Origin of the sequence: Rathayibacter oskolensis (assembly GCF_900177245.1) — a bacterium.
Taxonomy (GTDB): Bacteria; Actinomycetota; Actinomycetes; order Actinomycetales; family Microbacteriaceae; genus Rathayibacter; species Rathayibacter oskolensis.
In genome coordinates, this window is sequence record NZ_FXBM01000001.1 from 1,217,229 (window position 1) to 1,242,733 (window position 25,505).

The following is a 25,505-nucleotide window of genomic DNA, read 5'->3' on the forward strand; positions in this document are numbered from 1 at the left end:
GCTAAAGTAGTGGAGCGCTGTTCGCCTCCGGGTGGGCGGATGATCCTCGATAGCTCAATTGGCAGAGCAATCGGCTGTTAACCGGTAGGTTCTTGGTTCGAGTCCAAGTCGGGGAGCGAAGGGCCTGGGACTCCACTCTCGGGCCCTTTTTCTTTGCCCGGATGCGGCCCGCGAGCCTGTCGTGCAGGCACCGGTCGAGGCGGGCATCGACCACGTCGACACCGGACCAGTTCGACCCCGAACCACGTCGACCCTGAGCTACGTCGACCCTGAGCTACGTCGACACCGAACGGAGACGCGATGCGCGACGACGTCCTCGCACTCCTCCGCCGACGGCCCGATGTCGAGGGCGTGTCCCTGGTCGCGGTCGACGCGACCGACCGCCTCCTGCTCGATCTGGTCGGCGAGCACCGCCCGGTCGGCGTCGTCGGCGACGCCTACGGCGCCCTCACCCTCGCTCTCGCGGCCGAGGGAGCGGCCGTCCGCGTCGTCCAGGACACGGTGACCGCCGAGCGCGCCCTCGAGTCCAACGCCGGAGCTGTCCGGGAGGCGGGCGTCGAGCTCGCGCCCTTCGAGCTCGTCGACTCCGTCGGAGAGGCGGCCCGGGTAGCGGGGGTGCTGCTGCTGCGCCTGCCTCGCTCGCTCGATGCTCTGGCGTCGATCGCGGCGGAGGCCGCCCTCGCCGCACCGGACGCCGTGCTCGTCGGCGCCGGCCGGATCAAGCACATGTCGCACAGCATGAACGACGTGCTGGGCGCCCGCTACGAGCGCGTGGACGTCAGCCTCGCCCGGCAGAAGTCCCGCGCCCTCCTCGCGAGTGCCGCCCGCGCCGATCAGCCCCCCGCACCGGAGGCGGAACGGCGAAGGCTCGACGAACTCGATCTCGAGGTGGTGGCCGTCCCCGGCGTCTTCTCCGGCGCCCGTCTCGACCTCGGCACCCGGGCGCTCGTCGCGGCGCTCGACCTCGCGACGCTGCCGGGAGGCACCGCCGTCGACCTCGGCTGCGGAACCGGCGTCCTGGCCGCGCTCCTGGCCCGGGCGCGCCCCGACCTCGACGTCATCGCCACCGACTCCTCGCGGATCGCCGTCGAGTCGGCCCGCGCGACGGCCGCCGCGAACGGACTCGCCGATCGGGTGCGCGTCCTCCGCGACGACAACGCGTCCACGCTCGCCGACGGCTCGGTCGACGTCGTGCTGTGCAACCCGCCCTTCCACTCCGACGGAGCCGTCACCGACCTCGTCGCCCGCAGGATGATCCGCGCGGCCGGTCGCCTCCTTCGTCCGGGGGGACAGCTCGTCACCGTCTTCAACTCCCACCTCGCCCACCCGGCGGAGCTGCGCCGTTCCGTCGGACCGACGTCGGTCCTCGCGCGGGACCGCAAGTTCACCGTGACGCGGTCCACCCGCGTTCTCGGCCGCTGACCGCAAGCCCCATCCGCCCGTCAGGCGCCGCCTGCCGGTCCCGAGTACCATCGCTCTCCGGCGTCCCCAGCGCCGATCTCCCCGACTCACGAAGGAGGCCGTCGTGCTCGAAGTCGTCCTCGTCCTCGCGCTGATCGCCGCCGTGGCGGCCGTCGTGCTCTGGCGCCGCTCCCTCGCGGCCGAGCGTCGCGCCGTCGAGTCCGAGCGCGCCGCAGCGGCTCGCACCGCGCGGCTCGAGATGATCGTCGGCGAGCAGGAGGCGAGACTCCGGATCGTCGGCGAGCTCGAGCAGCTCGCCGTCCGCAGCGCCTCCCGGGTGGTCGAGGAGGCCGAGAGCATCCGACTGACCCTCGAGCGCGATCCCGGTGCCGCGTCCCGCTCTGTGACCCGTGCTGTGCGCGCGGCGGAGGCGTCGCTCGCCCAGCTGCGCCGCATCGCGACCGTCGCCGCGGTCGACCCGGGCGAGCTGCCCGTGACCGGAGGCGCCGAGCCGCTCATCGAGGAGGCTCGCGAGCGCGGTCTCGTGATCGCGGAGGAGACCTTCGGCGAGCCGTTCCCGCTCCAGGACGGAGCAGAGGTGGCCATCCTGCGCGTGCTCGAGTACGCCTTCGACTCCGCCCTGTCCGCCGGCGGCACCGGGACGCAGCTGCGGGTCAGCTCGCGCTGGACGACGACGGGCCTGCGGGTCGAGGTCGAGGACGACCGCGAGCGCCACGGAGGTGCCGAGACCGACGAGAACGCCGTCGACGCCGACCTCCGCGCGCTCACCGAGCGCATCGACAGCCCTGCGCTCGCCGAGCTGCGCGAGCGCGCCGCCCTGTTCGGAGGCGACATCGCCGAGAAGAGGACGCCCGGCATCGGCCGCGCGGTCACGGCCTCGTTCCCGGCGATCCGCCACCACAACGGCGTGCACGGCGTCGACCTGGCCTGACGACCGGGCCGCTGAACCGTCGCTCGGAACCCGGTGGTCGAGTAGACGCGCAGCGGCGTGTCGAGACCGCCGCAACCCGGCCGGCCCTCAGTCCTCCAGGTGCTCGATCCCGGGCGTCCACGACACGCCGGCGACCCCCCACCCGCGCTTGCGGGTGATCTTCGCGACCGGCTTCTGGTAGTCGTGCTCCAGGCGGTCGATGTACAGGATCCCGTCGAGGTGGTCGAACTCGTGCTGGAAGACGCGGGCGAACCATCCCGACGCCTCGATCTCGAACGGCGTGCCGTCGAGGTCGACCGCGCGGAGGATCGCCCGTTCCGACCTCCGCAGCGGGAACCGCTCGCCGGGGAACGAGAGGCATCCCTCCGACTCCGTGTCCTCGTCGGCCTCGCCCAGCGGCGTCGGCGTGACGAACAGCTCCGGGTTGATGGCGACGCCGCGCCGGGGCGTGCCGTCGTCGTCGGCGTAGTCGTAGACGAAGAGCCGCAGCGGCACGCCGACCTGCGGCCCCGCGAGCCCGACTCCGGGAGCGGTGTCCATGGTCTCGAACATGTCCGCGACCAGGGTCCGGAGCGTCTCGCCGAAGTCGGTGACGGGCGAGGCGGGGGAGTGGAGGACGGGGTCGCCGGCGATGCGGATGGGGAGGACGGCCATGGTCTCCAGGGTATCGCGGGGCTCCGCGCGGGCCGTCCGGACGCTCATCCGCTGGTCTTCGAGCGTCACCCGTGCGTCGGAGGACCCCCCGATCGAATCTGGGTAGGGTCGAGGCCATGTCCTCCGACCTCGCCGAGCTGACCGAGCAGTTCACGCTCGATCCGGCGCAGTTCATCGGGATCCCGATCGCGCTCGTCGGCGCGGTGTTCCTCTCTCTGGGTGCGCAGTTCCAGCACCGCGGGGTCGTCAAGGTCGAGCGCTTCTCGAAGCGGTCCGGATCCTCCGGGCTCAGCGGCGGGCAGCTGTTCGCGCTGCTCTCGCGCCCCTCCTGGGTCGTGGGCACCCTGATGCTCGCGCTCGCGATCGTGTTCCAGCTCACGAGCCTCGGCTTCTCCCCGCTGATCGTCGTCCAGCCGCTCGGTGCCGTCGCGCTCGTGATCACCGCGGTCGTGAACGCGCGGGTCAGCAAGGTGCGCCTCAACAAGGCGTCGATCCGGGCGATCATGCTGTGCGTCGGAGGCGTCGGGACCTTCGTCCTCGTCGCCGCCTTCAACGCGGTCGACAGGTCGATCCAGACCTCGCAGCTCATCACCATCCTGGTGATCCTCGCCGTCGTGCTGGTCGTCCTCGGCGTGGCGTTCGGCGTCTTCCGCAAGCGCGCGCGGGCCATCTTCTACATCCTCGGCGCCGGAGTGGTCTACGGCTTCGTCGCGACCCTCGCGAAGGTCGTCCTCAACCGCATCAAGTTCGGCGAGTTCGATCCGCTGACCGTCGTGTGCATCGTCGCGCTGGTCGCCGGCACCGCACTCGGCGGCTACTTCGTGCAGAACGCCTACTCGTCCGGCCCGCCCGACCTCGTCGTCGCGGGCCTGACCGTCATCGACCCGCTCGTCGCCGTCGCCATCGGGATCATCGTGCTGGGGGAGGCGCAGTACGCGGCTCCCTGGGCGATCCCGCTCTTCATCCTGGCGGGCGTCGTCGCCATCTGGGGCGTCTTCCTGCTCGCCAAGCACCACCCGCAGGCGCACTGAGACGCGGGGGCGCGGGACGCCTCCCGCCGCCAATCCCTGATCCCGCCAACCCGCTCGGTACACTGGGCCCGCGCCGAGACGCCACGACACCGACCAGAAGCCGATCGCTCCTCTCTCCCTGTCAGGAGCGGCACGACCCGTTAGGAATCACTCCGTGTCAGATCCCCGCGACGCGTCACGACCAGCGTCGCCGACGAGTGCCGATGCGAGACCTCTGACCGTCGTGATCGGCTGCGACACCTTCGCGCCGAACGTCAACGGAGCCGCCAAGTTCGCCGAGCGTCTCGCCGCGGGTCTGGTGCAGCGCGGCCACGAGGTCCACGTCGTCGCACCGTCTGCCGACGGCTGGAGCGGAACCCGCGTCGAGACCCACGAGGGCCAGCGGATGATCGTCCACCGCCTCTACAGCTGGCGCTGGTTCCCGCACGACTGGCTGCGCTTCGCGATGCCGTGGCGCATCCGTCAGAACAGCGCGCGGATCCTCGACGAGGTGAAGCCCGACGTCGTGCACTTCCAGTCGCACATGATCGTCGGCCGCGGTCTCAGCATCGAAGCGGCCGAGCGCGGCATCCGCATCATCGGGACCAACCACTTCATGCCCGAGAACCTGCTCGAGTTCACGCTCCTCCCGACGGCCGTCCAGGCGAAGGCGATCCAGATGGCCTGGCGCGCGGCTCGCCGCACGTTCGGTCGCGCCGAGGCGGTCACGACGCCCACCCGCAAGGCCGCCCAGTTCCTCGAGAAGTACACCGGCCTCCGCGGTGTCCAGGCGATCTCGTGCGGGATCGACGCCGACAACTACAACCCCGACTTCTCGGTGCGCGCCGGCAACAGCATCCTCTTCGTCGGTCGGGTGACCGGCGAGAAGCACATCGACGTCCTGCTGCGCGCGGTCTCCCTGCTCGACCCCTCGCTCGACGCGAAGGTCGAGATCGTCGGCGGAGGCGACCAGATGCGCAACCTGCAGCAGCTCGCGTCGACCCTCGGGATCGCCGACCGCGTGCACTTCACGGGCTACGTCTCCGACGCCGAGCTCAAGGAGGCGTACACGCGGGCCACCGTCTTCGCCATGCCGTCGATCGCCGAGCTGCAGAGCATCGCGACCATGGAGGCGATGGCCTCGGCCCTCCCCGTGGTCGCCGCCGACGCGATGGCGCTCCCGCACCTCGTCCACGAGGGCGAGAACGGCTACCTGTTCGCACCGGGAGACGCCCAGGCCCTGGCCGACCGGCTCACCGACGTCCTCACGGCCGACGACGAGACCCTCGAATCGATGAAGCGCGCCTCCCTCCGGATCGTCGCCGCGCACGACATCAACCGCACGATCAGCACTTTCGAGAGCCTGTATCGTGGGGAGCCGGTGGCCGATCCGGCCGCCGACGCAGCGTCCGCTCCGGCCGGCCGATCCGCCTCCTGACGGATCCCGTCCCCGCGATCGCCGCGGGGCGTTAGCTCAGCCGGTCAGAGCAGCGGACTCATAATCCGTCGGTCACGGGTTCAAGTCCCGTACGCCCTACACATCAGTCGAACCCCGGTGTGCCACGACGCAGCCGGCAGTGAGCGCTAGGCCGAACCCGGGTCGACCGCGTCGGCTTCGCCGCAGCGGTTCAGGTGTACCTATCCCGCAGAGCACCAGGGGTGTAGAAATCGTGCACAGGCGCAGTCGCGCGCCGCCACGACCACGCTGGGGTGACCATGGAGACGTTCTTCCGTACTCTCGTCGAGTCGAGCGGGCCGCCCGTCCACTTCGTGCCACTGGAGCTCCTCACCCGCTCGGACGACGCCGACGAGGTCGTCGCGGCGTTCGGCGCGCAGTCGACGGTCGTCGGTCGTCGGGAGAGCGGGATCCCGGGGCTGATCGTCCTCGACGTACCGGACGATGCGGTGGCGGCGCGTGGTGTTCTGCCGGAGCGGCTGCGAACCCTCGTCGCACTCAATCACGTCGCGGAGGCGCCCCGCACCACCATCGACGACGTGCTCGGTGTCAGCGTGATCGCGCACTCGCCGAGCGGGAGCAGGTGGCTGACCGAGGTCGAGACGGTGCGACTGCTCCTGGAGGCGTTCGAGTCGGGACGGAACGTGCTCTCGGTGCCGCTCAGGTTCTCGAGTCTCGAGGAGCCGATCGCCTTCCGCGTCCTCGGTGAGCTGCTCGACGATCCTCCGACCTCGGGGCCGGCGAGGTACATCGTGGCCCCGGCCGGAGACGGGGGCTGGCCCGCTGCGAGCCCGTGGTCGGTCGGCGCGTCCCTCTTCCGCGGGGATGACCTCTCCACCGTCCTCGTCGACGATGGCCCGCTCGATCCGGCCACGGCGGTCGCGGACGCCTACCAGCGCGAGATCTGGGCGGATCCCGACGGCGCGGTCCGGCGCCTCGCGGTGACCCGTCCGCCCCTGCTCGCCCGACCCCACGACGATGCTGCTCCGCCGCCGCAGACCGCCGTCTTCCCTGTCGTGACGCTCCCCGAGACAAGCCTGCTCCCCGGCGAGGAGTTCCTCGTGACCGTCGGCCTCGCCGAGAACCGTCCCGACCAGCTCGCCGGCGGCTCGATCACCTACACCGGGCGGTCGATGGAGATCGACGTCGCCCTCGCCTACGACAGCGACTCCTTCGATCTCCGCGGACCCGCCGTCCGCACGATGACGATGTCTCCCGATGATCGCTACCCGTCGATCGACTTCCCTCTGACGCCCCGGCACGACAACGGCAATCCGGCGGCAGCGGGGAGCCGTCCGCTGAACCGGAGCATCGCGGCCCACTTCCTCGTCGACCACCAGCTGAGGGCCATCGCGATCCGGGAGGTGACGATCGGGCGAGCCGGGATCCGGTCGCATCAGGTGCTGAGCACGTCGACCGGTGGCAGTCAGCCGATCGACCTCGAACCGCTGCTCGACGAGGACGCGCCCGATCTCCTCCTGACCGTGTATCTGGGCTCCTCGGAGGGAGCCCGGACCTACATGTGGGGCGCGTTCCCCCGCGACGAGTCGCTCGGTGCCCCCGTGGTGGCGTCGGCGGCGCTGACCTTCGACTTGACCGACATCGCGTCTTTCGTCGCCGGCTTCCAGACCGACTCCGGTCAGCTGCGGGCGATCAGCGCGATGGAGGGACGGGGCAAGCTCATCGGCGACGCGATCCCCGCCGCGATCCGCCGGGCGATCCAGCGCATCGTGACAGACTCCGACCGCGCGCCGGACGACCGCCCCGCACCCAGCATCCTCGTCCTGACCGACGAGCCGAGCATCCCGTGGGAGCTCGCGGTCCTCCGCGGTGACGACCGCATCGGCGACCGGCGGCCCCGGTTCCTCGGCGCCCACGCCGCGATCGGCCGATGGCCGGTGCCCAGCTCGCAGCGTCGCAGACCGGTCGCCGTGAAGACCGTCTCCTTCACCGTCGGTGTGTCGACCCGGCTCGAAGCGGAGGGGTGGAGCGAGTACCGGCTCCTGGAGGGCGAGAAGGAGGTGGAGATCATGGCGACGAGATATCTCCCGTTCGAGCACGTGGATCCGATCGACGACGCGGTGACGAGGGCTCTCGAAGAACTGGACGCCGATGTCCTCCACTTCGCTCTGCACGGATCCGCGGAGGTGAGTGTCGAGGAGAGCGGCATCCTGATCGCGAGATCCGATCCGAACGTGCCGGGCGGGGTGCTCCCGTCGCCGCTCACCGCGAACTGGATCCGGGGACAGGAGTTCCGGTCCCACCCGTTCGTCTTCGTCAACGCCTGCCAGCTCGGCCGCACGTCGATGACACTCGGATCCGCCGACGGCATCGCTCCCGCGTTCATCTCGGCGGAGGCGTCGGGCGTGGTGGGCACTCTGTGGGACGTGACCGACTCGGTGGCGCGCGAGATCTCGACGACGTTCTACGAGCAGGCCGAGGAGGGACTGACGGCCGGCGAGATCCTCCGCCGTGTCCGCGCCCGCTACGTCGCCGACCCCGAGACCGGGGTCTCGCCCAGCGCGACGCTTCTGGCGTACGTCCTCTTCGGGCATCCGAATCTCCGACTGCGGCGATCCGCCTCCGACTCGGCGGGCGCACGGCGATGAGCGCGCCTCTGCGACCGACGGGCACCGTCCAGTACAGGAACGTGAGGATCACGACTCCGGGGATGACCGGCACGATCGAGACGGTGGTGGCGACGGGTGCGGGCGGGCAGCGTCGGTCCCTCGACGGATCACTCCGTCTGACTCGGGCACTGGAGGCCGTCGGCGCCGAGCACCAGTACACGATCGTCCTCGACGGCCTCCGCGCGACGAGTCCGAACGCGGACGGCGACTCCCGCGCTCCCCGCGTCGCGGCGGCACCGACCATCGACGTCTCCGTCCCGTCGCCTCCATCGACCTACGGGGAGTTCCTCGTCTACGTGTCGGAGGACGACGTCGTGTCCTTCCACTTCCCGGAGCCGACCGACGACTCCGGCATCGGCGACGACCTCCGAGCACCCGGTCGCACGGTCTACCGCGTGCCGCGGGCACTGGTCGCCTCCACTGCCGCGGGTCGGGATCGGGGCGACCAGACGCGACGGTGGGGCAGTCGGATCGCGGCGAAGCTGCTGAAGATCGTCTTCTTCCCGCTCCGGCCGGCTCTCCGCTCCGTGGGCGGGTACTTCGCGAGGGAGTGGGAGTCGACGCACGCGCTGCACCGCCTCCGTACGGTCACGGAGGACGACTACGACAGCGAGGACGCACCGAACGTCCGAGGGGCGGATCATCCCGAATGGGCGGCGATCGACGGGAGACGCGCACTGCTGCTCCTGCACGGCACGTTCAGCACGACGGCCGGAGCCTTCCGCGGGCTCCCGCCCGGCATCGTCGGAGCGATGGCCAGGCGCTACGCGGGCATCCTCGCCTTCGATCACCCGACTGTCTCCGTCGCTCCCGACAGCAATGCCGCCGCCTTCGAGAAGCTCGTGCCCGACGGCCTCGACGTCGAGCTCGACATCGTCGCTCACTCGCGCGGGGGTCTCGTCGCGCGAGAGCTGGTGCGCAGGCAGGTCACCGGAGTCGGTCTCGGTCCGGGAGTCCGCATCCGCTCGGTCACGCTCGTCGCCACGCCCAACGCCGGAACGGCACTCGCCGAGTTCGAGAACCTCTCGCACTGGGTGGATCGGGCGGCGAACCTCGTCTCCCTGATCGAGGGACCGGGCGACGTGCTCGCGATCATCCTCACCGTCGTCAAGCATCTCGCGGTCGGCGTGTCGGACGGCCTCACCGGCCTGACCGCGATGCAGGCGCCGGAAGCGGGGAACTACCTCGCCACTCTGAACGTCCCGGAGTCGGTGGGTAGCACGGTCTTCCACACCATCGCCTCCGACTTCGAACCGGCACCGGGTTCGCCGTTCGGCCGGATCGCGCGCGACGCCGGACTCGACGTCGTCTTCGGCGGCGCGGACAACGACCTCGTCGTCCCGACCGAGGGAGTCTCCGTCATCCCGTCCCTGCAGGAGTTCGCCCCGGTCGACCCGTACTGCTTCACCACCGACCGGTCGATCGACCACTCGGCCTACTTCGCTCAGCGCGAGGTCACCGAGAAGCTGACGCAGTGGCTGGGGCTGACGTGACGGCCGCGACGGCTCGGACCACGCTCGCGATCGGCCGAACCGCGGTCGCCACCGTCGAGGCCGACCGGGTCTGGAACGACACCGGCATCGACGTCGAGGCGGGCGGCAGCTACCGCTTCGTCGCGGAGGGGCGCTGGCTCGACCTTCGCAGCCCCGGGGGGCCCGACGGACTCGACGAGCTGACCGCGATCCACCGGCTCCTCCCGTGGGTGCGCAGGCGCCGAGACCTGCCCTGGTTCGCTCTCCTGGGTGCGACGGAGCGGAGGAAGCGGGCGGCGTTCCTGATCGGCAGCGATCTGACCTGGCTGTGCGCCCACGGCGGCCCGCTGCTGTGCTTCGCCAACGACGCCCGGCTGATGTACGGGAACAACAGCGGCTCGGTCGCGCTGTCGATCACCCGGATCTCGTGAGACGCTCCCGTGGCACGGGACGCACCGCCGACTCACGGACTCAGTCGTCGCGGTGCGCCTTCTTGAGGCGGATCTTCGCAGCGCGCTCGGTCAGTACCGAGAGGTAGTCCTGCACCGGGCGGTCGGCGAGCGAGTCGAGCTCGGCGCGGACGACCGACTCGACCTCCTCGGCGGACAGGTCGGGGAAGCGGCCCTTCAGGCGCGCCGACACTTCGGATGCGATCTCGTCGAGGTTCACTTCGGTAGCCACCTCGGGATCATGCACCCGAATGGTTAACAGCAGGTGCAGCGAGAGCTTCCGAGAATCCCTGACGCGCTGCTGAGTCCACTAGTGGGGGCGCGGCGACGGGGAGGCACTGCCTACCCTTGATCCGAATGCGACGGTGCGTTCGGCCGCACAGCACGACGACCTCGCGGCGGACGACGACGGCGGGCGACGAGACGGCCGCGTCGCCTCCCCTCCGGTGGTCGAGACGGACGACGGAGGACCACGTGGATCGCATGGAGCTCGCCTCGACGCTGCACGCACTGGCGAGACGGACGCTGTCGGACGCCGTCACGCGCGCCGTCAACCGGGGCGACCTGAGGGTCTCGCCGCTGCCGGTCCGCTCCGTGGCTCCCACGCCGAGTCGCCGCGGAGGCGGTCGCCGCCGCACCGAGGACGACACTGTCCAGACGACCGGCGTGAACGCGTGGTGCTTCGACGAGGCGACGGCGGTGGCGCTGGCCCGCGGGGGGATCCTCCTCCGAGACCCCGCCGATGGCGTGTTCGTGTCGCCGACGGTCGCCGAGCTCGCTGCGGCCCGCGACGCGCAGACGCTGGCCGGCTACCTCGCGGACGCCCGGGAACTCATCGCGGTCGTGCTCGGGCAGGCGACAGCGCCGGAGGCGTGATCGCTAGCACGTCCGACCTCCGGATGCCCGTACTGGCTGCACCCTGCCGGACGTGATTGCCTGAACTCGTGCCTGACCTTCCGATGTTCCCGCTCGGCTCCGTGCTCCTGCCGCACATGCCGCTCCCGCTCCGGCTGTTCGAGCCGCGGTACCTGCGGATGCTCGGCGACGTCCTCGAGGACGACGCCCCCTCGTTCGGCGTCGTCCTGATCGAGCGCGGCCAGGAGGTCGGCGGCGGCGACCAGCGCTTCACGGTCGGGACCGTCGCGCGCATCCTGAACATCAACGGCGAGGAGTCGTTCATCACCCTCGACTCGGTGGGGGACGACCGCTTCGAGGTCGTCCGCTGGCACGAGGACGATCCCTATCCGCGCGCGGAGGTGCGCCTGCTCCCGCCGCTCGAGTGGGACCCGGAGCTGCGTGGCGAGCTCGACGCGGCGGAGTCCGCCGTCCGCACCGCGCTCGCGGTCGCGAGCGAGTTCGTCGAGCAGCGCTACGGTGCCGTCGTCGAGCTCGCGGAGGACCCGGCCGCCCACGCGTGGCAGCTCGCGGGGGTCGCGCCGGTCAACGAGCTCGACCGTCTCGCCTTCCTCCGCGCGACGTCGATGGAGGAGATGCTGGTGGCGGTCCGGGAGCGCTCGGCCGAGGCCACGGAGTCGTTCAGGGCCGGCTGGGCCTGACCGCCTCCGGTCTCAGTCGTCGAGGGCGACGCCGCGCTCCTCGGCGAGCCGCGCGAGGTCATCGACGATGACGAGCGCCATCCGCACGGAGCGATCGCGGCGGTACTCCTCATCGTCCGCGTCGATCCGCGGCGCGCGGTCGAGCGTCTCCTCGATCGACTGAGCGAGTTCCCGCCAGGCGTCGAGGCGCGCGTCGTCGACGAGGCCCGCCAGGTACTCCGCGTCCTGTGCGCGTCGGCGGAGCGCGTCGGCGACGGCGAGCGAGAGCTTCTCGCGATGGTCGAGGTTGTCGATGTCGGCGGAGCGGTAGTCGTGCACGTGGTCGGAGCGGCCGTCGACATACGTGACATCGGCGGCGATGGTGCTCAGTCGGGCCGCCGCCGCTTCGGACTCGGCCGCGAGCTTCTCCAGCTCGGCCGCTGCGACGACCGAGTAGTGCCCGACGTCGAACGGGACGTCGGCGGTGAGTCCGTCCATCAGCACGCGGTTCTTGACGGCCATGCGGCTCGCGTACTGGGCGAGCATCAGCCCCTCCTCCGCGGCCTCCTCGACCGAGACCGGGTCGCGGACGGGGTTCTCATCGGGATCGAACGGCTCCATCTTGAACCTGCGTCGACGGCGGAACCACACGCGCGTCACCTACATCCCGAGCACGGCGCCCCGCTCGCCGGAACACCCCTTCGAGAGTACCGGTCGGGAGGGTCCGACGGTCGGGTGCGCAGGCGTCGCGGCACCTGCCGGTCGGCGTGGCGGATTCTGCTCGCGGCACCTCCATCGCGTTGACTGTGCGGATGGATCACCGGCGCATCTCGGTCGTCGTCCCCGTCAAGGACGACGCCCGGCACCTGGAGCGGCTGCTCGCCCTCCTCGAGGAGCAGACCCTCGCCCCCTTCGAGATCGTCGTCGTCGACGACGGCAGCACCGACGACAGCGCCGACATCGCGCGAGCGGCCGGTGCCCGCGTCGTCGTGCACGCCGGCGCGGGGATCCCGGCGAGCACGGCCCACGGCTTCGACGTCGCCGAGGGCGAGGTGCTCGCCCGGCTCGACGCGGACTCGCAGCCGGGGCCCGACTGGGTCGCCCGTGTGGCGGGGCACTTCGCCGACCCCTCCGTGGGCGCCGTGACCGGGCCGGGACGCTTCGTCGAGCTCGGCTCCGTCGCCAGAGCGGCCGCACGCCTGGTCTACATGGACGCGTACTTCGCCCTGATGGGCTCCGCTCTGGCGAACTGGCCGCTGTTCGGCTCGAACTGCGCCGTCCGCCGCTCGGCGTGGGAGGAGATCGCCGATGAGATGCACCGCCACGACCCCTACGTCCACGACGACATCGAGATCAGCGTCCACCTCGGGCTGAGGCACCGGATCGTTCTCGACCGGCACCTCGAGGTCGGCATCTCGGCGCGTCCGTTCGGTGCGCCGGCCGACATGCTGAGGCGCCTCGATCGCGCGCTGCACACCCTCCGGCGCCATGGTGGGCTCGGTCGACCCGTGCAGCGCTGGACCCACCGTGTCCGACGGGTGCGGCGCGATCGTCTGCAGCGCCTCGCGGCCGCGCGACGGGGCCGATCGGACTAGGAGCCGGTCGGCCGCTCCTCCTTCGGCATCGCCCAGACGGCGGCGAGCATGCCCAGAGCGAGCACCGTCAAGGCGATGCAGACGGAGCGGGTGCCCGCCGCGAGGTCGGCGGCCGCGGGAGTCCCGTCGCCGGTAGCCGCGTTGACGATGGCGCCGAAGACGGCCACGGCGACGGCGCTGCCGATGTTCCGGGCGAAGAAGTTCGTCGACGACACCACGCCGCGCTCGTTCCACTCCACGCTCGACTGCGCGCGGATGAGCGTCGGGGTCGCGACCAGCCCCATGCCCGCGCCGATCACCACGCAGTACCCCGCGATCTCCCAGAGCGACGAGGAGGCGCCGAGCAGGATCGTCAGGGCCGTCCCGATCACCACGAGTCCCACCCCGAGGAATCCGGTGTTGCGGAATCCGATCCGGAGGTAGAGCCGCCCCGAGAGGCTCGCGGCGACCGGCCAGCCGAGGGTCATCGCCGCCACGGCGAAACCGGCGCCGAGTGCCGAGCTGCCGAGGACCCCCTGCGCGAAGGTCGGGAAGTAGGAGGTCACGCCCAGAGTGATGGCTCCGACGGCGACCGAGACGAGGCTCGTCGAGAGCAGCAGCCGGCGCGAGAGGACCCAGAGGGGCAGCACGGGGGCGACGGCGCGGCGCTCGATGGCGACGAAGACCGCGAAGGTGACGGCCGACAGCACGAAGACGCCGACGCCGGCGGGGGAGAGCCAGGGCCAGGCGTTCCCGCCCTCGAGCAGACCGAGGATCAGGAGGGCGGTCCCGACCGCCAGGACGCAGGCACCGCCGACGTCGAGCGGCTGGCGCTCGCCGCGGGTGGTCTCGCGGAAGTTGCGGATGAGGAGGAACGCCGCGAGGAGGCACAGCGGGATGTTGACGAGGAAGATGCCCCGCCACGCGCCCAGATCGGAGAGCACCCCGCCGAGCGTGGGACCGACGACGGAGGAGATGCCCCAGACGCTCGCAAGGTAGCCCTGCGTCTTCGCGCGCTCGGCGACGGTGTAGATGTCACCCGCGATCGTGATGCCCATCGGCTGGATCGCTCCGGCACCCAGGCCCTGCAGGGCGCGGAACGCGATCAGGGCGGGCATGCTCCAGGCGAGGCCGCACAGGAGCGAGCCGGCGAGGAACAGGCCGATCCCGATCAGCATGATCGGCTTGCGCCCGATCACGTCCGACAGCTTGCCGTAGAGCGGGACCGAGACGGCCTGGGCGAGCAGGTAGATCGAGAACAGCCACGGGAACTGGTCGAAGCCGCCCAGGTCCTCGACGATGGAGGGGACCGCCGTCGAGAGGATCGTGGCGTCGAGGGCGACCAGAGCGGTCGAGATCATGAGGGCGAGCAGGACGGGACCGCGCTCGGAGCGCAGTCCCACGCTCGCGCGGGTGGGGGCGTCGGTCATTCCCCCCACGCTATTGCAGAGCCGGGGTATGGAATGAGGGCTCGACGGGCTCGGTAGACTCGTCGTATGGAACTCGTGCTCTGGCTCGTCATCGCCGCCATCTCAGGCGTCGGCATCGTCTCGGGGACCGCCGCCCTGATCGCCATGACGAAGTCGCCCTGGTCGGACAAGTAGCGAGCGGCCGGTCGGCCCTCACTCGTAGATCCGCACGACGCTCCAGCACGGCTCCGTCGACGCCACGACGTCGAGCACGAAGGCCCCACCGGTCTCGAGATCGGTCGCCTGGAACCGCCAGCCGCCGATGCTGACGGGCGCGCCTCCGAAGGTCGGGGGGAAGCCCTCGAGCGGCGCCCACCACTCGCTCGTGCACGTCCACACCGTCGGACGGTCCGAGACGCGGTAGCGGCTCCCCCTCCACTCGAGTGCGACGGGCACGCCGTCGTCGTCGGTGGACACCAGAGCCGTCTCGTCGATCACCGCCATCGTCGCGCTCCCGTTCGCTCCGCTCGACCCGCCGCACCGGTTGGTCGTTCGAACATGTGTTCGATAGTCTGCGAGTGTACGCCGCGGTGATCGAGCTCGCCACGGCCTCGGATCGAACGGGCAGGAGGCGCGATGATCGAGTGGAGTCCTCTGCAGATGCTGCGCAGCAGCGGTCCCGACGAGTGGGTCATGGTCGACGCGATGCGGACGGGCCGGATCGGTCTCGTCCGCCGGATCGAGATGGGCCCCTACCGCGAGACCTGGTTCAGGGCCGTCACCTGGTCGGCCGAGCCGAGCGGTCGCGACCTCGTCGGCTACTCGCCCTCGATGGAGACGATCGCGAAGGCTCTCTGGGAGCGGCAGCCGCCGACCGCCCAGGAGAAGCCGTTCCCGGGCTATCCGCCGTCTCAGACGGCATCGTGATCACGTCGACGGCGGCGCCGGAGCCCGCTCGTGCGGAGGACAATGGACGGATGCTCCTCGCGCTCACCGGCGGCCCCACCGGGGAGTGGACGGCCGTGGCGGTCGAGTCCGGGTCGGTGGTGGCAGGGGGACGGGGATCCGCCGATCTCGCCGCTTTCGTGCGCGGTCGGGAGGCGGAGCGACCGCGCTGGGTGTGGGACGACACCGCGCGCTGGTATCCCGCGCTGCTCGCGGAGGGCGTCCCCGTCGCGCGCTGCCACGACCTGCGCCTGGCCAGGGCGATCCTCCGGCGCTCGGTCGCGGCGGCCGGATCCGAGCTCGCGCGGGCGCCGCGCGACGCGTGGGACGCGGAGGCCGCCCCTCCCGCCTCCGGCGACACCCTGCTGGGCTTCGAGGAGGCGCCCGGTGACGTCGGCGCGCTCGACCCGCTCGCCGAGCTCGCCCGCCAGGAGGAGGCGCTCACCCGCGCGGGAGAGGCCGGCCGTCTGCGGCTGCTCCTCGCAGCGGAATCCGTCGGCGCCCTCATCGCGAGGGAGATCGCCGCGGCCGGCCTGCCGTGGCGGGCCGACGTGCACGATCGCGTCCTCACCGAGGCGCTGGGGCCGAGACCGTTCTTCGGCGGGCGCCCCGAGCGGCTCGAGGCGCTGGCGAACCGCATCCGCGACGAGCTGGCGGCTCCGGAGCTGAATCCCGATTCGCCGGCCGAGCTGATCCGCTCGCTGCGCCGCGGGGGGCTCGCCGTCGAGTCGACCCGCTCGTGGGAGCTGAAAGCGCTGGATCACCCCGTGATCCCTCCGCTGCTGGAGTACAAGAAGCTCTCGCGGCTGCTGACCGCGAACGGCTGGGCGTGGCTGGACGCGTGGGTCCACGGCGGCCGCTTCCGGCCCGAGTACGTGGTGGGCGGCGTGGTCACCGGGCGCTGGGCGACCTCCGGAGGTGGCGCGCTCCAGCTCCCGCGGCAGATCCGCGCCGCGGTGGTCGCGGATCCGGGGTGGAAGCTCGTCGTCGCGGACGCGGCCCAGCTCGAGCCGCGGATCCTCGCGGCGATGTCGGGCGACTCGGCGATGGCTGCGGCGGGAAGGGGCCGCGACCTCTATCAGGGGATCGTCGACGCCGGTGTCGTCCCGGACCGCGCGCGGGCGAAGGTCGCGATGCTGGGCGCGATGTACGGCGCGACGAGTGGGGAGGCGGGTCGCCTGCTCCCGAGGCTGGCGCGCGCCTACCCGGTGTCGGTCGCCCACGTCGAGGCCGCCGCTCGCGCCGGTGAGCGGGGGGAGCCGGTGTCGACCTGGCTCGGCCGCAGCTCGCCTCCGGGAGCCGCGATCGACGTCGACACCCCGGCCGACGCCAAGAGCGGCCAGCGCGCCCGCGAGTGGGGCCGCTTCACCCGGAACTTCGTCGTGCAGGGCACGGCGGCCGAGTGGGCGCTCTGCTGGATGGGGGAGCTGCGGGCCCGACTGCGCGCGAGCGCGGACCCCGTGGCCCGCGCCCACCTCGTCTACTTCCTGCACGACGAGGTCATCGTGCATGCGCCCGAGGAGGCGGCGGAGCATGTCGCCGGGATCGTGCGCGAGTCGGCCGTGCGTGCAGGTCGAGCGCTCTTCGGCGACTCCGAGGTCGACTTTCCGGTCACCGTCGTCGTCGTCGACTCCTACGACCAGGCGAAGTGACCGGCACGGCCGCGACCGGTGCGGCGATCGTGCGGATCAGTACCAGTGCGGGGTCTTCGAGTTCCACGACGACCACGCGCTGCAGGGCGAGCCGTAGCGGTCCGCGATGTAGGCGAGGCCCCAGTCGATCTGGGTCGCGGCGTTGGTCTGGTAGTCCGAGCCGTAGGCCGCCATCTTGCTCGCCGGCAGCGCCTGCGGGATCCCGTAGGCGCCGGAGGAGCGGTTCAGCGCGTTCCAGCGCCACCCCGACTCGCCGTTCCACAGCGGCACGAGGCACGCGTCCATCTGGTCCTGGCCCCAGCCGTAGCGGCCGATCGCCGAGCGAGCGTACGACTGCGCCTGCGCGGGGGACATGCCGTCGGTGCGACCGGCGTAGGTACTGAGCGCTGCGATCGTCTTGGCCGTGCTGTCCTTGCCGCTCTGATCGTCGTCGCCGAGCTCGACCGGTCCGCCTCCGGAGGCCGGCGCGGCGGGTGCGGGGCCGGCGGCCGGCGCCGGGGCGTTCGCGGCCTGCTGACGGCGGGCTTCGTCCTCGGCGGCGAGGCGCGACAGGCGCTCCTGCTCCTCGAACGCGGCCTTCGCCTCCTGGCCGGTGGCGTACTCCTCCTCGAGCTCCGCCGTCGTGTCCTTGAGAGAGGCGAGCTGCTCGTACAGCTGTGAGCTGTACTGCTCCTGCTCGGCGACCTTCGCGTCGGCCGCGGCCTGCGCCTCCTGCGCCGTCGCGAGGGCGTCCTCGGCCGCCGTCGCGAGCGAGACCCGCTCGCTGCGCGCCTGCTCGGCCTGGGCGGCGAGCGAGCCCGCCTCGTTCTCGGTCGACTCCGCCGCGGTCTGCAGGCGACTCGTCTGCAGGGTGAGCTGACTCATCGTGCCGAGACGGTAGAGGAGCTCGTCGGACTCCTGTCCGCCGATGAGGAGGTTCAGTGTCGTGTCGGTCCCGCCGTTGCGGTACAGCTGAGCGGCGAGGCGCCCCGCCTGCTCCTTGGCGGCGTCGGCGTCCGCACGTGCGGCATCGGCGCGCTCCTCGAGGGCGCTCACGCGCTGCGTCGCCTCGTCGAGAGCGCTCCGGGCCGCATCGGCCTCGGCCGCGCGGGCGATGGCGGCGTCCGTGAGTGTCGCGGCCTGGTCCCGCAGATCCGCGAGGAACGCGGTGATGCGGTCGACCTCGGCGGCGGTCGCGCTCTCGCTCGACTTCGCCGCCTCCACATCCGACCACGACGGGTAGTCGGAGGGATCGTAGGCGGCCGACGCGGTCAGGGGGGAGGCCAGCGCGGCGCACAGCACGAGAACAGTGCCCGCACCCGCCGCGACGAGGCGTCGACGCGCGCGCGAGGGTGCGCGGACGCCGAAGGGGGAGCGGGACATGCGGACCAGCCTAAGCGACGGCTCCTGTCCCTGTCTCGTCTCGCGGAACGGCCCGACGGCCTCGGCGGGGGCGCTCGAGAGCGAACCCGCGCACCCCCGAAGTGGTCGCACCGCCCGAGAGCTCCTCGCGCGCGGCGGACAGGAGGCTGCGCAGTGCCTCCTCGCGGACGAGGACGGCGCGGGCGGCGAGCCGGCGCTGGGGGTGCTCGTCGTCGAGCTCGGGGTCGGCCGCGCCCACCGACGCCGCTTCGTACGCGTCGAGGACGGTGCCGAGGTGGGCGCCCGGCAGGCTGGAGGCGAGCAGGACGCGGTCGAGGACGTCGTCCCAGTCCTCCTCGGCGGAGGCGCCGTCGCCGCTCAGCCATGCGGTCGCCTCGGCGCGGCCCTCGTCGGTCAGGGCGTGCAGGGGGAGACCGTCGTCGGTGGTTCCCGCGCCCGCGACCAGTCCCCGCTCGCGGAGGCGCTCGAGCGTGGAGTAGATCTGACCGACGTTGACCCGTCGCCGGTGCGCGGCTCGGTCGAGCAGTTCGGCGTGCAGCTGCAGCCCGTAGGCGGGACCGAGGGTGAGGAGGGCGAGCAGGCCGTCACGGACCGACACGGAGCTCCTCTCGGACGGATCCGCGGGAGCACAGGATCGCGGGCGGCACGGACGATCCCGAGTATAAACAGGGGATCCGGGCCCACCGGCGGTCGGCGCGGCGAGCCGTCTTGTCGAGGGGAGGGGCCTCCTGCATAATTCGTCGTGGTGGCTCGTCCACCGTCTAATCGAATAAGGCACCGCTAGTCGTTTCGTGGTCCGGGTCGTTGGGGAAGACGCACCGGGACGAACGGAGGACAGCATGGTGGCGCAGCAGACTCGGGGTGTGCTCTTCGTGCACTCCGCCCCCCGCGCGCTCTGCCCCCACCTCGAGTGGGGAGCAGGACGCGCTCTCGGTCGTGCCGTGAACTTCCCATGGATCGAGCAGCCTGTTCTCCGAGGCACGCAGCGGGCGGAGTTCGAGTGGGAGGGCCCGGCCGGTACCGGCGCGACGATCGCCTCCGCTCTCAGGGGGTGGGCCGATGTCCGCTACGAGGTGACGGAGGAGCCGTCGCCCGGCACCGACGGCGGACGCTGGATGCACACCCCGGCCCTCGGCATCTTCTTCGCGCAGACCGACAGCGTGGGCAACACGGTGATCCCGGAGGATCGTGTGCGCGCCGCCATGGAGAACGCGGGCGCCGACCCCATCGAGCTCCATCGTGAACTCCGCCTCGCCCTCGGCCAGGCCTGGGAGGACGAGCTCGAGCCTTTCCGCGCCGCGAGCGACTTCGCGCCGGTCGTCTGGCTCCACGGCGTCGGCTGAGCAGTGCGGTGTTCGTCTGGATGCCTCGCTGTGCGAGGCATCGCGCGGTCGGCCTATCGGGATGGTCGCGTCGTGTAGAGCGGGTCGCGGTCGGCGACGCCGATTCGCTAGAACGCGAATCGCCGGATACGCCTCCCCCCTGCGGGGTGTGAGCCCGAGGTCGGAGGTCCGCCGGTGGCCGCTCCGGCTCGCCGAACCCGCCCTGGCTCTCGGATTCCGGCCGATCCAACGAGCTCAACTCGTCCTCACGAGCCGAAAGCACCCACCCGTCAACCAACGGGCCACGCGGCGTAGCCCGCGATCTGACCAGCGAGTGACGCGGCGTAGCCCGCGACCTGATCAGCGAGCGACGCGGCGTAGCCCGCGACCTGACCAGCGAGTAACGCGGCGTAGCCCGCGACCTGACCAGCGAGTAACGCGGCGTAGCCCGCGACCTGACCAGCGAGTAACGCGGCGAAGCCCGCGACCTGATCAGCGACGTGCACCCGCACCACGATCCTCGAGGTGCGGTGCGCCCTGATCCTCGGTGTCGGGGTGGACGACCACCCTCGCGGTAGGAGGCGTATCCGGCGATTCGCGTTCCAGCGAATCGACGTCGCCGGACAGCGACCGGCCCTGCGGAACGCAACCCCCCATGAAGCGGACGCGCCTGCGCCGCGCGATGCGCGGCGCAGCCCGCGTTCAGCTCGGTGGAGCGGGGCTACGCCCCGCTACACCGACCTGAACGCGGCAACAGCATTGTGCCCCCCGAACCCGAACGAGTTGGAGAGGGCGACGAGGGGCCCGTCGCCGAGGGGGCGGGGGGTGGTGACCACGTCGAGGGGGATGTCGGGGTCCTGCTCGGTGAGGTTGATCGTGGGCGGGGCGATGCGCTCGTGGAGGGCGAGGACCGTGAAGATCGCCTCGAGGGCGCCGGTGCCTCCGAGCAGGTGGCCGGTGGCCGCCTTGGTGGCCGAGACGGCGATGTTCGGGAGGTGGTCGCCGAAGACCCGGAGGAGGGCGCGGTACTCGGCGATGTCGCCGACGGGGGTGCTGGTCGCGTGGGCGTTGACGTGCACGACGTCGGTGCGCGCGGCTCCGGCCTGCTCGAGGGCCTCGATCATGGCGCGGGCGGCCGCGGAGCCCTCGGGGTCGGGTGCGGTGATGTGGTACGAGTCGCTCGTGACGGCTCCGCCGGCGAGCTCGGCGTAGATGCGCGCGCCGCGGGCGAGAGCGTGCTCCTCGGTCTCGAGGACGAGGGTGGCTGCGCCCTCGCCGAGGACGAAGCCGTCGCGGGACACGTCGTAGGGGCGGGAGGCGCGGGCGGGGTCGTCGTTGCGGCGCGAGAGGGCCTGCATCGAGGCGAAGGCGGCGATCGGCAGGGGGTGCACGACCGACTCGGTGCCGCCGGCGAGGACGACGTCGGCGAGGCCGCGCTGGAGGTGCTCGTAGGCGTTGGCGATCGCCTCCGTGCTCGAGGCGCAGGCCGAGACGTCGGTGCGGGCGAAGGCGCGGGAGGGGATCGCCATGCTCACGGCCGCGGCGGCGGCGTTCGGCATCAGCATGGGGATCGTCATGGGGAGCACGCGGCGCGGTCCCCGCTCGCGGAGGGTGTCCCACGCGTCGGTGAGGGTCCAGAGCCCGCCGATGCCGGTCGAGTAGTCGACTCCGACGCGCAGCGGGTCGACGTCGGTGATGCCGGAGTCGGCCCACGCCTCGCGGGCCGAGATCAGCGCGAACTGGCTCGACGGGTCGAGGCGCTTGGCCTCGGGACGGGAGAGGACCTCCTCGGGGCGGACCTTGGCCTGCCCGGCGAAGGTGACCGGGATCTCGAGCTCCGACACCCAGTCGGCCTCGATGGTGCTGACACCCGACTCGCCGGCGAGGAGTGCGGTCCACGACTCCCTGGCCGTTCCTCCGAGGGGAGTGCTGGCGCCGATGCCGGTGACGACGATTTTCTTGGGTCTCATGACGACGATCTCTGTTCCGTGACGGGTGGGTGCCGGGCGCACCCCGGCCGGGCTCTGGCCCGGGCCGGGGTGTCCGCCTCGAGGGCGGGGAGCGCGGGCGCTGGCTACGCGGAGGCGTTGACGATGAAGGTGACCGCGTCGCCGACCGTCTTGAGGTTCTTGACCTCGTCGTCGGGGATCTTCACGTCGAACTTCTCCTCGGCGTTGACGACGATCGTCATCATCGAGATGGAGTCGATGTCGAGGTCGTCGGTGAACGACTTGTCCATCTCGACGGAATCGGTCGCGATGCCCGTCTCGTCATTGACCAGTTCGGCCAGGCCGGCGAGGACTTCTTCGGTGGACAGTGCCATGGTTCTCTCCTTGAGGGTGTGTTTCGGGCGTTCGTCGAAAACAGGTGTTCGTCGTGTGACCGTGGTCAGTTTAGGGGTGGGGTCGCGACCCTCACGGGAGCACCACGACCTGCGCGCCGAAGACGAGTCCGGCGCCGAAGCCGATCTGGAGGGCGAGTCCGCCGCTGAGCTCGGGGTGCTCCTCGAGCAGGCGGTGGGTGGCGAGCGGGATGGAGGCGGCCGAGGTGTTGCCGGTCGTCTCGATGTCGCGGCCGATCGCGACGGTCTCGGGCAGCTTCAGCTGCTTGGCGAGCTCGTCGATGATGCGCATGTTGGCCTGGTGCGGGATGAATGCGGCGAGGTCCTCGGGCTCGACGCCCGCCTCCGCCAGCGCCTGCTTCGCGACCTTCGCCATCTCCCAGACCGCCCAGCGAAACACAGACGGGCCGTCCTGACGAAGCGTCGGCCACTCCGCGACGCCGTCGCGGTAGGCCTGCAGCGGGTTGTCCATGCCGACGGTGTCCCACTTGGATCCGTCCGAGCCCCAGACCGTCTTCGAGATGCCAGCGGAGTCGCTCGGCCCGACGACCGCGGCGCCCGCGCCGTCTCCGAGGAGGAAGGAGATGCTGCGGTCGGTCGACTTGACGAGATCGGACAGCTTCTCGGTGCCGACGACGAGGACGTACTCGGCGAGGCCGGAGCGGACGAACGAGTCGGCCTGGGCGATGCCGTAGGTGTAGCCGGCGCAGGCGGCGGAGATGTCGTAGGCGGGAGCCGGGTTCGCGCCGATCCGGTCGGCGAGGAGCGCGGCCAGCGACGGCGTCTGCACCGTGTTGCTGATGGTCGACACGAGGACGACGCCGATCTGGTCGGGGCGGATGCCGGCCTTCTCGATCGCCTCGAGGGAGGCGGTGGTCGCGAGGTCGACGGCCTGGACGTCGGCCGAGGCGCGTCGGCGCTCGATGATGCCGGTGCGCTGGCGGATCCACTCGTCGGAGGAGTTGATCGGGCCGACGAGGTCGTCGTTGGGGACGACGAGGTCGCCCCGTGCCGCGCCGAGACCGAGGATCCGGGTGTAGGCGCTGCCGCTGGACTGGGTGAGGGTGGGGGTGGTCATCTGTCTCTCCTGCTAGGCGGCGTGCTCGTCGAGGAAGGCGCGGGCGGAGTCCACGTCGTCGGGTGTCTTGACCGCGAGGGTCGGGAGGCCTTTGAGGCCGCGCTTGGCGAGACCCACGAGGGCGCCCGCGGGCGCCAGCTCGATCAGGCCGGTGACCCCCGCCTCCGCGAAGGCCGCCATGCACAGGTCCCAGCGCACCGGGGAGGCGACCTGCCCGACGAGCAGGTCGAGGAACGCCGGGCCGGAGGTGACGACGGAGCCGTCGCGGTTCGTCCAGAGGCGGAGGCTCGGGTCGGCCGGCGTGATCCGGGAGGCGACGGCGGCGAGCTCGTCGCGGGCCGGCGCCATGTAGCGGGTGTGGAAGGCGCCGGCGACCTGCAGCGGGATGACCCGCGTGCCGGGGACGGGCTCGTCCTTGAGCGCCTGCAGCGCCTCCGTCGATCCCGCGACCACGATCTGCCCGCCGCCGTTGTAGTTCGCGGACTCGAGGCCGAGCTCGTCGAGCCGGGCGAGGAGGGCCTGCTCGTCGCCGCCGAGGACCGCGCTCATCGCGGTCGGGGTCTCGGCGGCCGCAGCGGCCATCGCCCGGGCGCGCTCGCGGACGAAGACGAGGGCGTCGGACTCGCTGAGCACTCCCGCGCCGGCGGCGGCGGTGATCTCGCCGACGGAGTGGCCGGCGATGCCGGCGATGCGGTCGCGGCGACCGCCCTCGAGGAGGAGGGAGAGCGTGACGAGCCCGGCCGACACGATCAGAGGCTGGGCGACCGCGGTGTCGCGCAGGGTATCTGCATCGGACTCGGTGCCGTGCGCCGCGAGATCGATGCCGACCGCCTCCGAGTGCGCGGCGACCTGCTCGGCGACCGAGGGGTCGGCGAGCCAGGGTGCGAGGAATCCGGGGGTCTGGGAGCCCTGACCCGGGGCGACGACGACGATCACAGAATCAGTCTTCCGATCTGCGCCGCGGAGTGCGGCGCGCTGAGGTACTGACAAACCACAAAGAGCTTGTGGCGGTTCTACAACGGACTCACTTCCGGGCGGGACGCCTGCGGACGGCTCCGTCGGGATCGCTCATCGATCCGAGGATGAGCGCGGACTGGAGGATGAGCGCCTCGCGCGCCCCCGTCGCGTCCCAGCCGATGACCTCGGCGACGCGCTTGAGGCGGTACCGCACCGTGTTCGGGTGCACGAACAGCTCCCGTGCCGTCGCCTCGAGGGAGCGCCCGTTGTCGAGGTAGGCCCACAGCGTCGTCAGGAGCTCGGTCGAGTGCTTCTGCAGCGGGCGGTAGATCTGGGTGATCAGGCTCTGACGAGCGAGGGGGTCGCCGGCGAGGGCTCGCTCGGGCAGAAGGTCATCGGCGCTGACGGGACGAGGGGCGTTGCGCCAGGAGCGGGCGACCGCGAAGCCGGCGAGCGCGGCGCGGGCGCTGCGCGATGCCTCCACGAGGGTCGTGACTTCGTGGCCGAGTACGAGGTGACCCGTGCCGAATCCCGGCTCGAGCGCCTCCGCGATCTCGAGGAAGGCGACCGGCGGGCCGGTCTCCTCCGTCGCGTTCTCACTCGGCTCGGCCCGGCCGATGACGAGGACGAGGCGGCTGCCCTGGACGCCGATGAGAACATCGGCGGCCATGTGGCGGGCCGTGCGGCGCAGCTGGTCGACGTCGAGCATCTTCGGCGCCGTGCCGACGAGCACCGCCACCTCGCCGTGGCCGTGCCAGCCCAGCGCCGCGATGCGGCTCGGAAGCTCGTCGTCGGCCTCTCCCGTGAGGATCGAGTCGACGACGAGGGCCTCGAGGCGCGCGTCCCAGAGGCCGCGGGCTTCGGCGGCGCGGGCGTAGACGTCGGCCGCAGCGAAGGCGATCTCGCGGGAGTAGAGCAGGATCGCCTCGCGGAGGTCGACTCCGCCGTTCTTGACGCGGTCCTCGACCACCTCGACGGTGACCTTGATGAGCTGGAGCGTCTGGGTCAGCGAGACCGAGCGCAGCAGCTCGCGCGGAGCCGCGCCGAACACGTCCGCCGCGATCCACGCCGTGGCCGACGGATCGTCGAACCACGAGATGAACGACGTGATGCCGGCCTGGGCGACCAGCCCCACGGAGGAGCGGCGCCCGGGCGGCATGCTGCCGTACCAGGGCAGCGTGTCCTCGAGGCGCTTGATGGTCTGCGTCGCGAGTTCGCCCGCGATCGTGCGCAGCCACGCGAGCGTCTGCTCCTTGGTCTTCGGAGCGCCCGGCCGGGGGGCCGAGCGCTCCGAGGGCAGATCTCG

At 71.6% G+C, this 25,505-nt stretch carries 26 protein-coding genes and 2 tRNA genes; 15 read left to right on the forward strand and 13 right to left on the reverse strand.

All coding sequences use genetic code 11. From position 1 onward, the window contains the following. Positions 1–43 precede the first annotated feature (43 nt). The 3 genes from B9Y99_RS05880 (at position 44) to B9Y99_RS05890 (ending at position 2,353) form a co-directional block, all read left to right on the forward strand. Positions 44–116 (forward strand) — tRNA-Asn (locus tag B9Y99_RS05880). Between the two features lie 184 nt (positions 117–300). Next, complete coding sequence (locus tag B9Y99_RS05885) at positions 301–1,422, forward strand: class I SAM-dependent methyltransferase (RefSeq protein WP_085475601.1); 1,122 nt, start codon at positions 301–303, stop codon at positions 1,420–1,422. A 103-nt stretch (positions 1,423–1,525) separates the two neighbouring features. Next, positions 1,526–2,353, forward strand: a complete 828-nt coding sequence (locus B9Y99_RS05890; RefSeq protein WP_085475602.1) for a sensor histidine kinase — start codon at positions 1,526–1,528, stop codon at positions 2,351–2,353. An 87-nt stretch (positions 2,354–2,440) separates the two neighbouring features. Here the strand turns inward: B9Y99_RS05890 and def are convergent, their stop codons facing one another. After that, positions 2,441–3,007, reverse strand: a complete 567-nt coding sequence (gene def, locus B9Y99_RS05895) for a peptide deformylase (RefSeq protein WP_085475603.1) — start codon at positions 3,005–3,007, stop codon at positions 2,441–2,443. A 116-nt stretch (positions 3,008–3,123) separates the two neighbouring features. Between def and B9Y99_RS05900 the strand changes: the two genes are divergently transcribed. The 6 genes from B9Y99_RS05900 to B9Y99_RS05925 all read left to right on the forward strand — a co-directional run bounded on the left by B9Y99_RS05900 (position 3,124) and on the right by B9Y99_RS05925 (position 10,006). Beyond that, positions 3,124–4,038, forward strand: a complete 915-nt coding sequence (locus B9Y99_RS05900) for a DMT family transporter (RefSeq protein ID WP_085475604.1) — start codon at positions 3,124–3,126, stop codon at positions 4,036–4,038. A gap of 154 nt (positions 4,039–4,192) precedes the next feature. Next, positions 4,193–5,455, forward strand: coding sequence for a glycosyltransferase (locus B9Y99_RS05905; RefSeq protein ID WP_244274780.1), 1,263 nt, complete (start codon positions 4,193–4,195; stop codon positions 5,453–5,455). A 25-nt stretch (positions 5,456–5,480) separates the two neighbouring features. Then, positions 5,481–5,554 (forward strand) — tRNA-Ile (locus B9Y99_RS05910). Positions 5,555–5,733: 179 nt separating this feature from the next. Then, on the forward strand, positions 5,734–8,082 hold the full coding sequence (locus B9Y99_RS05915) for a CHAT domain-containing protein (RefSeq protein WP_085475605.1): 2,349 nt from the start codon (positions 5,734–5,736) through the stop codon (positions 8,080–8,082). A 62-nt stretch (positions 8,083–8,144) separates the two neighbouring features. Further along, the gene (locus B9Y99_RS05920) at positions 8,145–9,596 is read left to right on the forward strand and encodes an esterase/lipase family protein (protein WP_085475606.1); all 1,452 of its coding nucleotides are present in this window, start codon (positions 8,145–8,147) and stop codon (positions 9,594–9,596) included. Continuing rightward, a complete protein-coding gene (locus B9Y99_RS05925) occupies positions 9,578–10,006 on the forward strand; it encodes a hypothetical protein (RefSeq protein WP_129587913.1) in 429 nt (142 codons plus the stop codon). Before B9Y99_RS05920 ends, B9Y99_RS05925 begins: the two co-directional genes overlap by 19 nt. 40 nt (positions 10,007–10,046) lie before the next feature. Here the strand turns inward: B9Y99_RS05925 and B9Y99_RS05930 are convergent, their stop codons facing one another. Beyond that, on the reverse strand, positions 10,047–10,256 hold the full coding sequence (locus tag B9Y99_RS05930) for a three-helix bundle dimerization domain-containing protein (protein WP_129587914.1): 210 nt from the start codon (positions 10,254–10,256) through the stop codon (positions 10,047–10,049). A gap of 242 nt (positions 10,257–10,498) precedes the next feature. Here B9Y99_RS05930 and B9Y99_RS05935 point away from each other — a divergent pair, with 242 nt between their 5' ends. Both B9Y99_RS05935 and B9Y99_RS05940 read left to right on the forward strand, forming a co-directional pair. Continuing rightward, a complete protein-coding gene (locus tag B9Y99_RS05935) occupies positions 10,499–10,900 on the forward strand; it encodes a hypothetical protein (protein ID WP_129587915.1) in 402 nt (133 codons plus the stop codon). 68 nt (positions 10,901–10,968) lie between these two features. Beyond that, on the forward strand, positions 10,969–11,580 hold the full coding sequence (locus B9Y99_RS05940; protein WP_129587916.1) for an LON peptidase substrate-binding domain-containing protein: 612 nt from the start codon (positions 10,969–10,971) through the stop codon (positions 11,578–11,580). A 12-nt stretch (positions 11,581–11,592) separates the two neighbouring features. Here the strand turns inward: B9Y99_RS05940 and B9Y99_RS05945 are convergent, their stop codons facing one another. Next, complete coding sequence (locus B9Y99_RS05945) at positions 11,593–12,180, reverse strand: hypothetical protein (RefSeq protein ID WP_085475611.1); 588 nt, start codon at positions 12,178–12,180, stop codon at positions 11,593–11,595. Between the two features lie 191 nt (positions 12,181–12,371). On the opposite strand from B9Y99_RS05945, the gene B9Y99_RS05950 reads away from it, so the two are divergent. After that, positions 12,372–13,154 (forward strand): glycosyltransferase family 2 protein, encoded by a 783-nt coding sequence (locus B9Y99_RS05950; RefSeq protein WP_085475612.1) that lies wholly within the window; start codon positions 12,372–12,374, stop codon positions 13,152–13,154. On the opposite strand, the gene B9Y99_RS05955 is transcribed toward B9Y99_RS05950, so the two are convergent. Next, complete coding sequence (locus tag B9Y99_RS05955) at positions 13,151–14,563, reverse strand: MDR family MFS transporter (RefSeq protein WP_085475613.1); 1,413 nt, start codon at positions 14,561–14,563, stop codon at positions 13,151–13,153. The genes B9Y99_RS05950 and B9Y99_RS05955 overlap by 4 nt on opposite strands. Before the next feature lie 192 nt (positions 14,564–14,755). After that, entirely contained in the window at positions 14,756–15,040 is a 285-nt protein-coding gene (locus B9Y99_RS05960; RefSeq protein WP_165759545.1) for a hypothetical protein, read from the reverse strand. A gap of 138 nt (positions 15,041–15,178) precedes the next feature. Here B9Y99_RS05960 and B9Y99_RS05965 point away from each other — a divergent pair, with 138 nt between their 5' ends. Beyond that, on the forward strand, positions 15,179–15,469 hold the full coding sequence (locus B9Y99_RS05965; protein WP_085475615.1) for a hypothetical protein: 291 nt from the start codon (positions 15,179–15,181) through the stop codon (positions 15,467–15,469). A gap of 50 nt (positions 15,470–15,519) precedes the next feature. Next, positions 15,520–17,139: a bifunctional 3'-5' exonuclease/DNA polymerase gene (locus tag B9Y99_RS05970; RefSeq protein ID WP_085475616.1), complete on the forward strand. Its 1,620-nt coding sequence runs from the start codon at positions 15,520–15,522 to the stop codon at positions 17,137–17,139. A gap of 36 nt (positions 17,140–17,175) precedes the next feature. Here the strand turns inward: B9Y99_RS05970 and B9Y99_RS05975 are convergent, their stop codons facing one another. Then, positions 17,176–18,501, reverse strand: coding sequence for an aggregation-promoting factor C-terminal-like domain-containing protein (locus B9Y99_RS05975; protein ID WP_129587917.1), 1,326 nt, complete (start codon positions 18,499–18,501; stop codon positions 17,176–17,178). A 10-nt stretch (positions 18,502–18,511) separates the two neighbouring features. Next, the gene (locus B9Y99_RS05980; protein WP_129587918.1) at positions 18,512–19,099 is read right to left on the reverse strand and encodes a PadR family transcriptional regulator; all 588 of its coding nucleotides are present in this window, start codon (positions 19,097–19,099) and stop codon (positions 18,512–18,514) included. 241 nt (positions 19,100–19,340) lie between these two features. Between B9Y99_RS05980 and B9Y99_RS05985 the strand changes: the two genes are divergently transcribed. Beyond that, positions 19,341–19,844, forward strand: a complete 504-nt coding sequence (locus B9Y99_RS05985) for a DUF3145 domain-containing protein (RefSeq protein ID WP_085475618.1) — start codon at positions 19,341–19,343, stop codon at positions 19,842–19,844. Between the two features lie 269 nt (positions 19,845–20,113). Here the strand turns inward: B9Y99_RS05985 and B9Y99_RS05990 are convergent, their stop codons facing one another. The 6 genes from B9Y99_RS05990 to B9Y99_RS06015 form a co-directional block, all read right to left on the reverse strand. Continuing rightward, positions 20,114–20,329 carry a hypothetical protein gene (locus tag B9Y99_RS05990; protein ID WP_129587919.1) on the reverse strand — a complete coding sequence of 72 codons (216 nt, stop codon included), beginning with the start codon at positions 20,327–20,329 and terminating at the stop codon, positions 20,114–20,116. Positions 20,330–20,554: 225 nt separating this feature from the next. After that, positions 20,555–21,793 (reverse strand): beta-ketoacyl-[acyl-carrier-protein] synthase family protein, encoded by a 1,239-nt coding sequence (locus B9Y99_RS05995; RefSeq protein ID WP_085475620.1) that lies wholly within the window; start codon positions 21,791–21,793, stop codon positions 20,555–20,557. A 104-nt stretch (positions 21,794–21,897) separates the two neighbouring features. After that, positions 21,898–22,146: an acyl carrier protein gene (locus tag B9Y99_RS06000; protein ID WP_068213431.1), complete on the reverse strand. Its 249-nt coding sequence runs from the start codon at positions 22,144–22,146 to the stop codon at positions 21,898–21,900. 91 nt (positions 22,147–22,237) lie between these two features. Further along, positions 22,238–23,242, reverse strand: coding sequence for a beta-ketoacyl-ACP synthase III (locus B9Y99_RS06005; protein ID WP_085475621.1), 1,005 nt, complete (start codon positions 23,240–23,242; stop codon positions 22,238–22,240). 12 nt (positions 23,243–23,254) lie between these two features. Next, positions 23,255–24,178 (reverse strand): ACP S-malonyltransferase, encoded by a 924-nt coding sequence (locus tag B9Y99_RS06010; RefSeq protein ID WP_085475622.1) that lies wholly within the window; start codon positions 24,176–24,178, stop codon positions 23,255–23,257. 88 nt (positions 24,179–24,266) lie between these two features. Continuing rightward, positions 24,267–25,499 (reverse strand): PucR family transcriptional regulator, encoded by a 1,233-nt coding sequence (locus tag B9Y99_RS06015; RefSeq protein WP_085476271.1) that lies wholly within the window; start codon positions 25,497–25,499, stop codon positions 24,267–24,269. Positions 25,500–25,505 lie beyond the last annotated feature (6 nt).

Coding starts and splice junctions, on each gene's coding strand:
- def (WP_085475603.1), bottom strand. CDS start 3,007: ATGGCCGTCCTCCCCATCCGCATCGCCGGCGACCCCGTCCTCCACTCC.
- B9Y99_RS05975 (WP_129587917.1), bottom strand. CDS start 18,501: ATGTCCCGCTCCCCCTTCGGCGTCCGCGCACCCTCGCGCGCGCGTCGA.
- B9Y99_RS05950 (WP_085475612.1), top strand. CDS start 12,372: ATGGATCACCGGCGCATCTCGGTCGTCGTCCCCGTCAAGGACGACGCC.
- B9Y99_RS06005 (WP_085475621.1), bottom strand. CDS start 23,242: ATGACCACCCCCACCCTCACCCAGTCCAGCGGCAGCGCCTACACCCGG.
- B9Y99_RS05900 (WP_085475604.1), top strand. CDS start 3,124: ATGTCCTCCGACCTCGCCGAGCTGACCGAGCAGTTCACGCTCGATCCG.
- B9Y99_RS05885 (WP_085475601.1), top strand. CDS start 301: ATGCGCGACGACGTCCTCGCACTCCTCCGCCGACGGCCCGATGTCGAG.
- B9Y99_RS05920 (WP_085475606.1), top strand. CDS start 8,145: ATGACCGGCACGATCGAGACGGTGGTGGCGACGGGTGCGGGCGGGCAG.
- B9Y99_RS05965 (WP_085475615.1), top strand. CDS start 15,179: ATGATCGAGTGGAGTCCTCTGCAGATGCTGCGCAGCAGCGGTCCCGAC.
- B9Y99_RS05915 (WP_085475605.1), top strand. CDS start 5,734: ATGGAGACGTTCTTCCGTACTCTCGTCGAGTCGAGCGGGCCGCCCGTC.
- B9Y99_RS06000 (WP_068213431.1), bottom strand. CDS start 22,146: ATGGCACTGTCCACCGAAGAAGTCCTCGCCGGCCTGGCCGAACTGGTC.
- B9Y99_RS05945 (WP_085475611.1), bottom strand. CDS start 12,180: ATGGAGCCGTTCGATCCCGATGAGAACCCCGTCCGCGACCCGGTCTCG.
- B9Y99_RS05985 (WP_085475618.1), top strand. CDS start 19,341: ATGGTGGCGCAGCAGACTCGGGGTGTGCTCTTCGTGCACTCCGCCCCC.
- B9Y99_RS05970 (WP_085475616.1), top strand. CDS start 15,520: ATGCTCCTCGCGCTCACCGGCGGCCCCACCGGGGAGTGGACGGCCGTG.
- B9Y99_RS05955 (WP_085475613.1), bottom strand. CDS start 14,563: ATGACCGACGCCCCCACCCGCGCGAGCGTGGGACTGCGCTCCGAGCGC.
- B9Y99_RS05995 (WP_085475620.1), bottom strand. CDS start 21,793: ATGAGACCCAAGAAAATCGTCGTCACCGGCATCGGCGCCAGCACTCCC.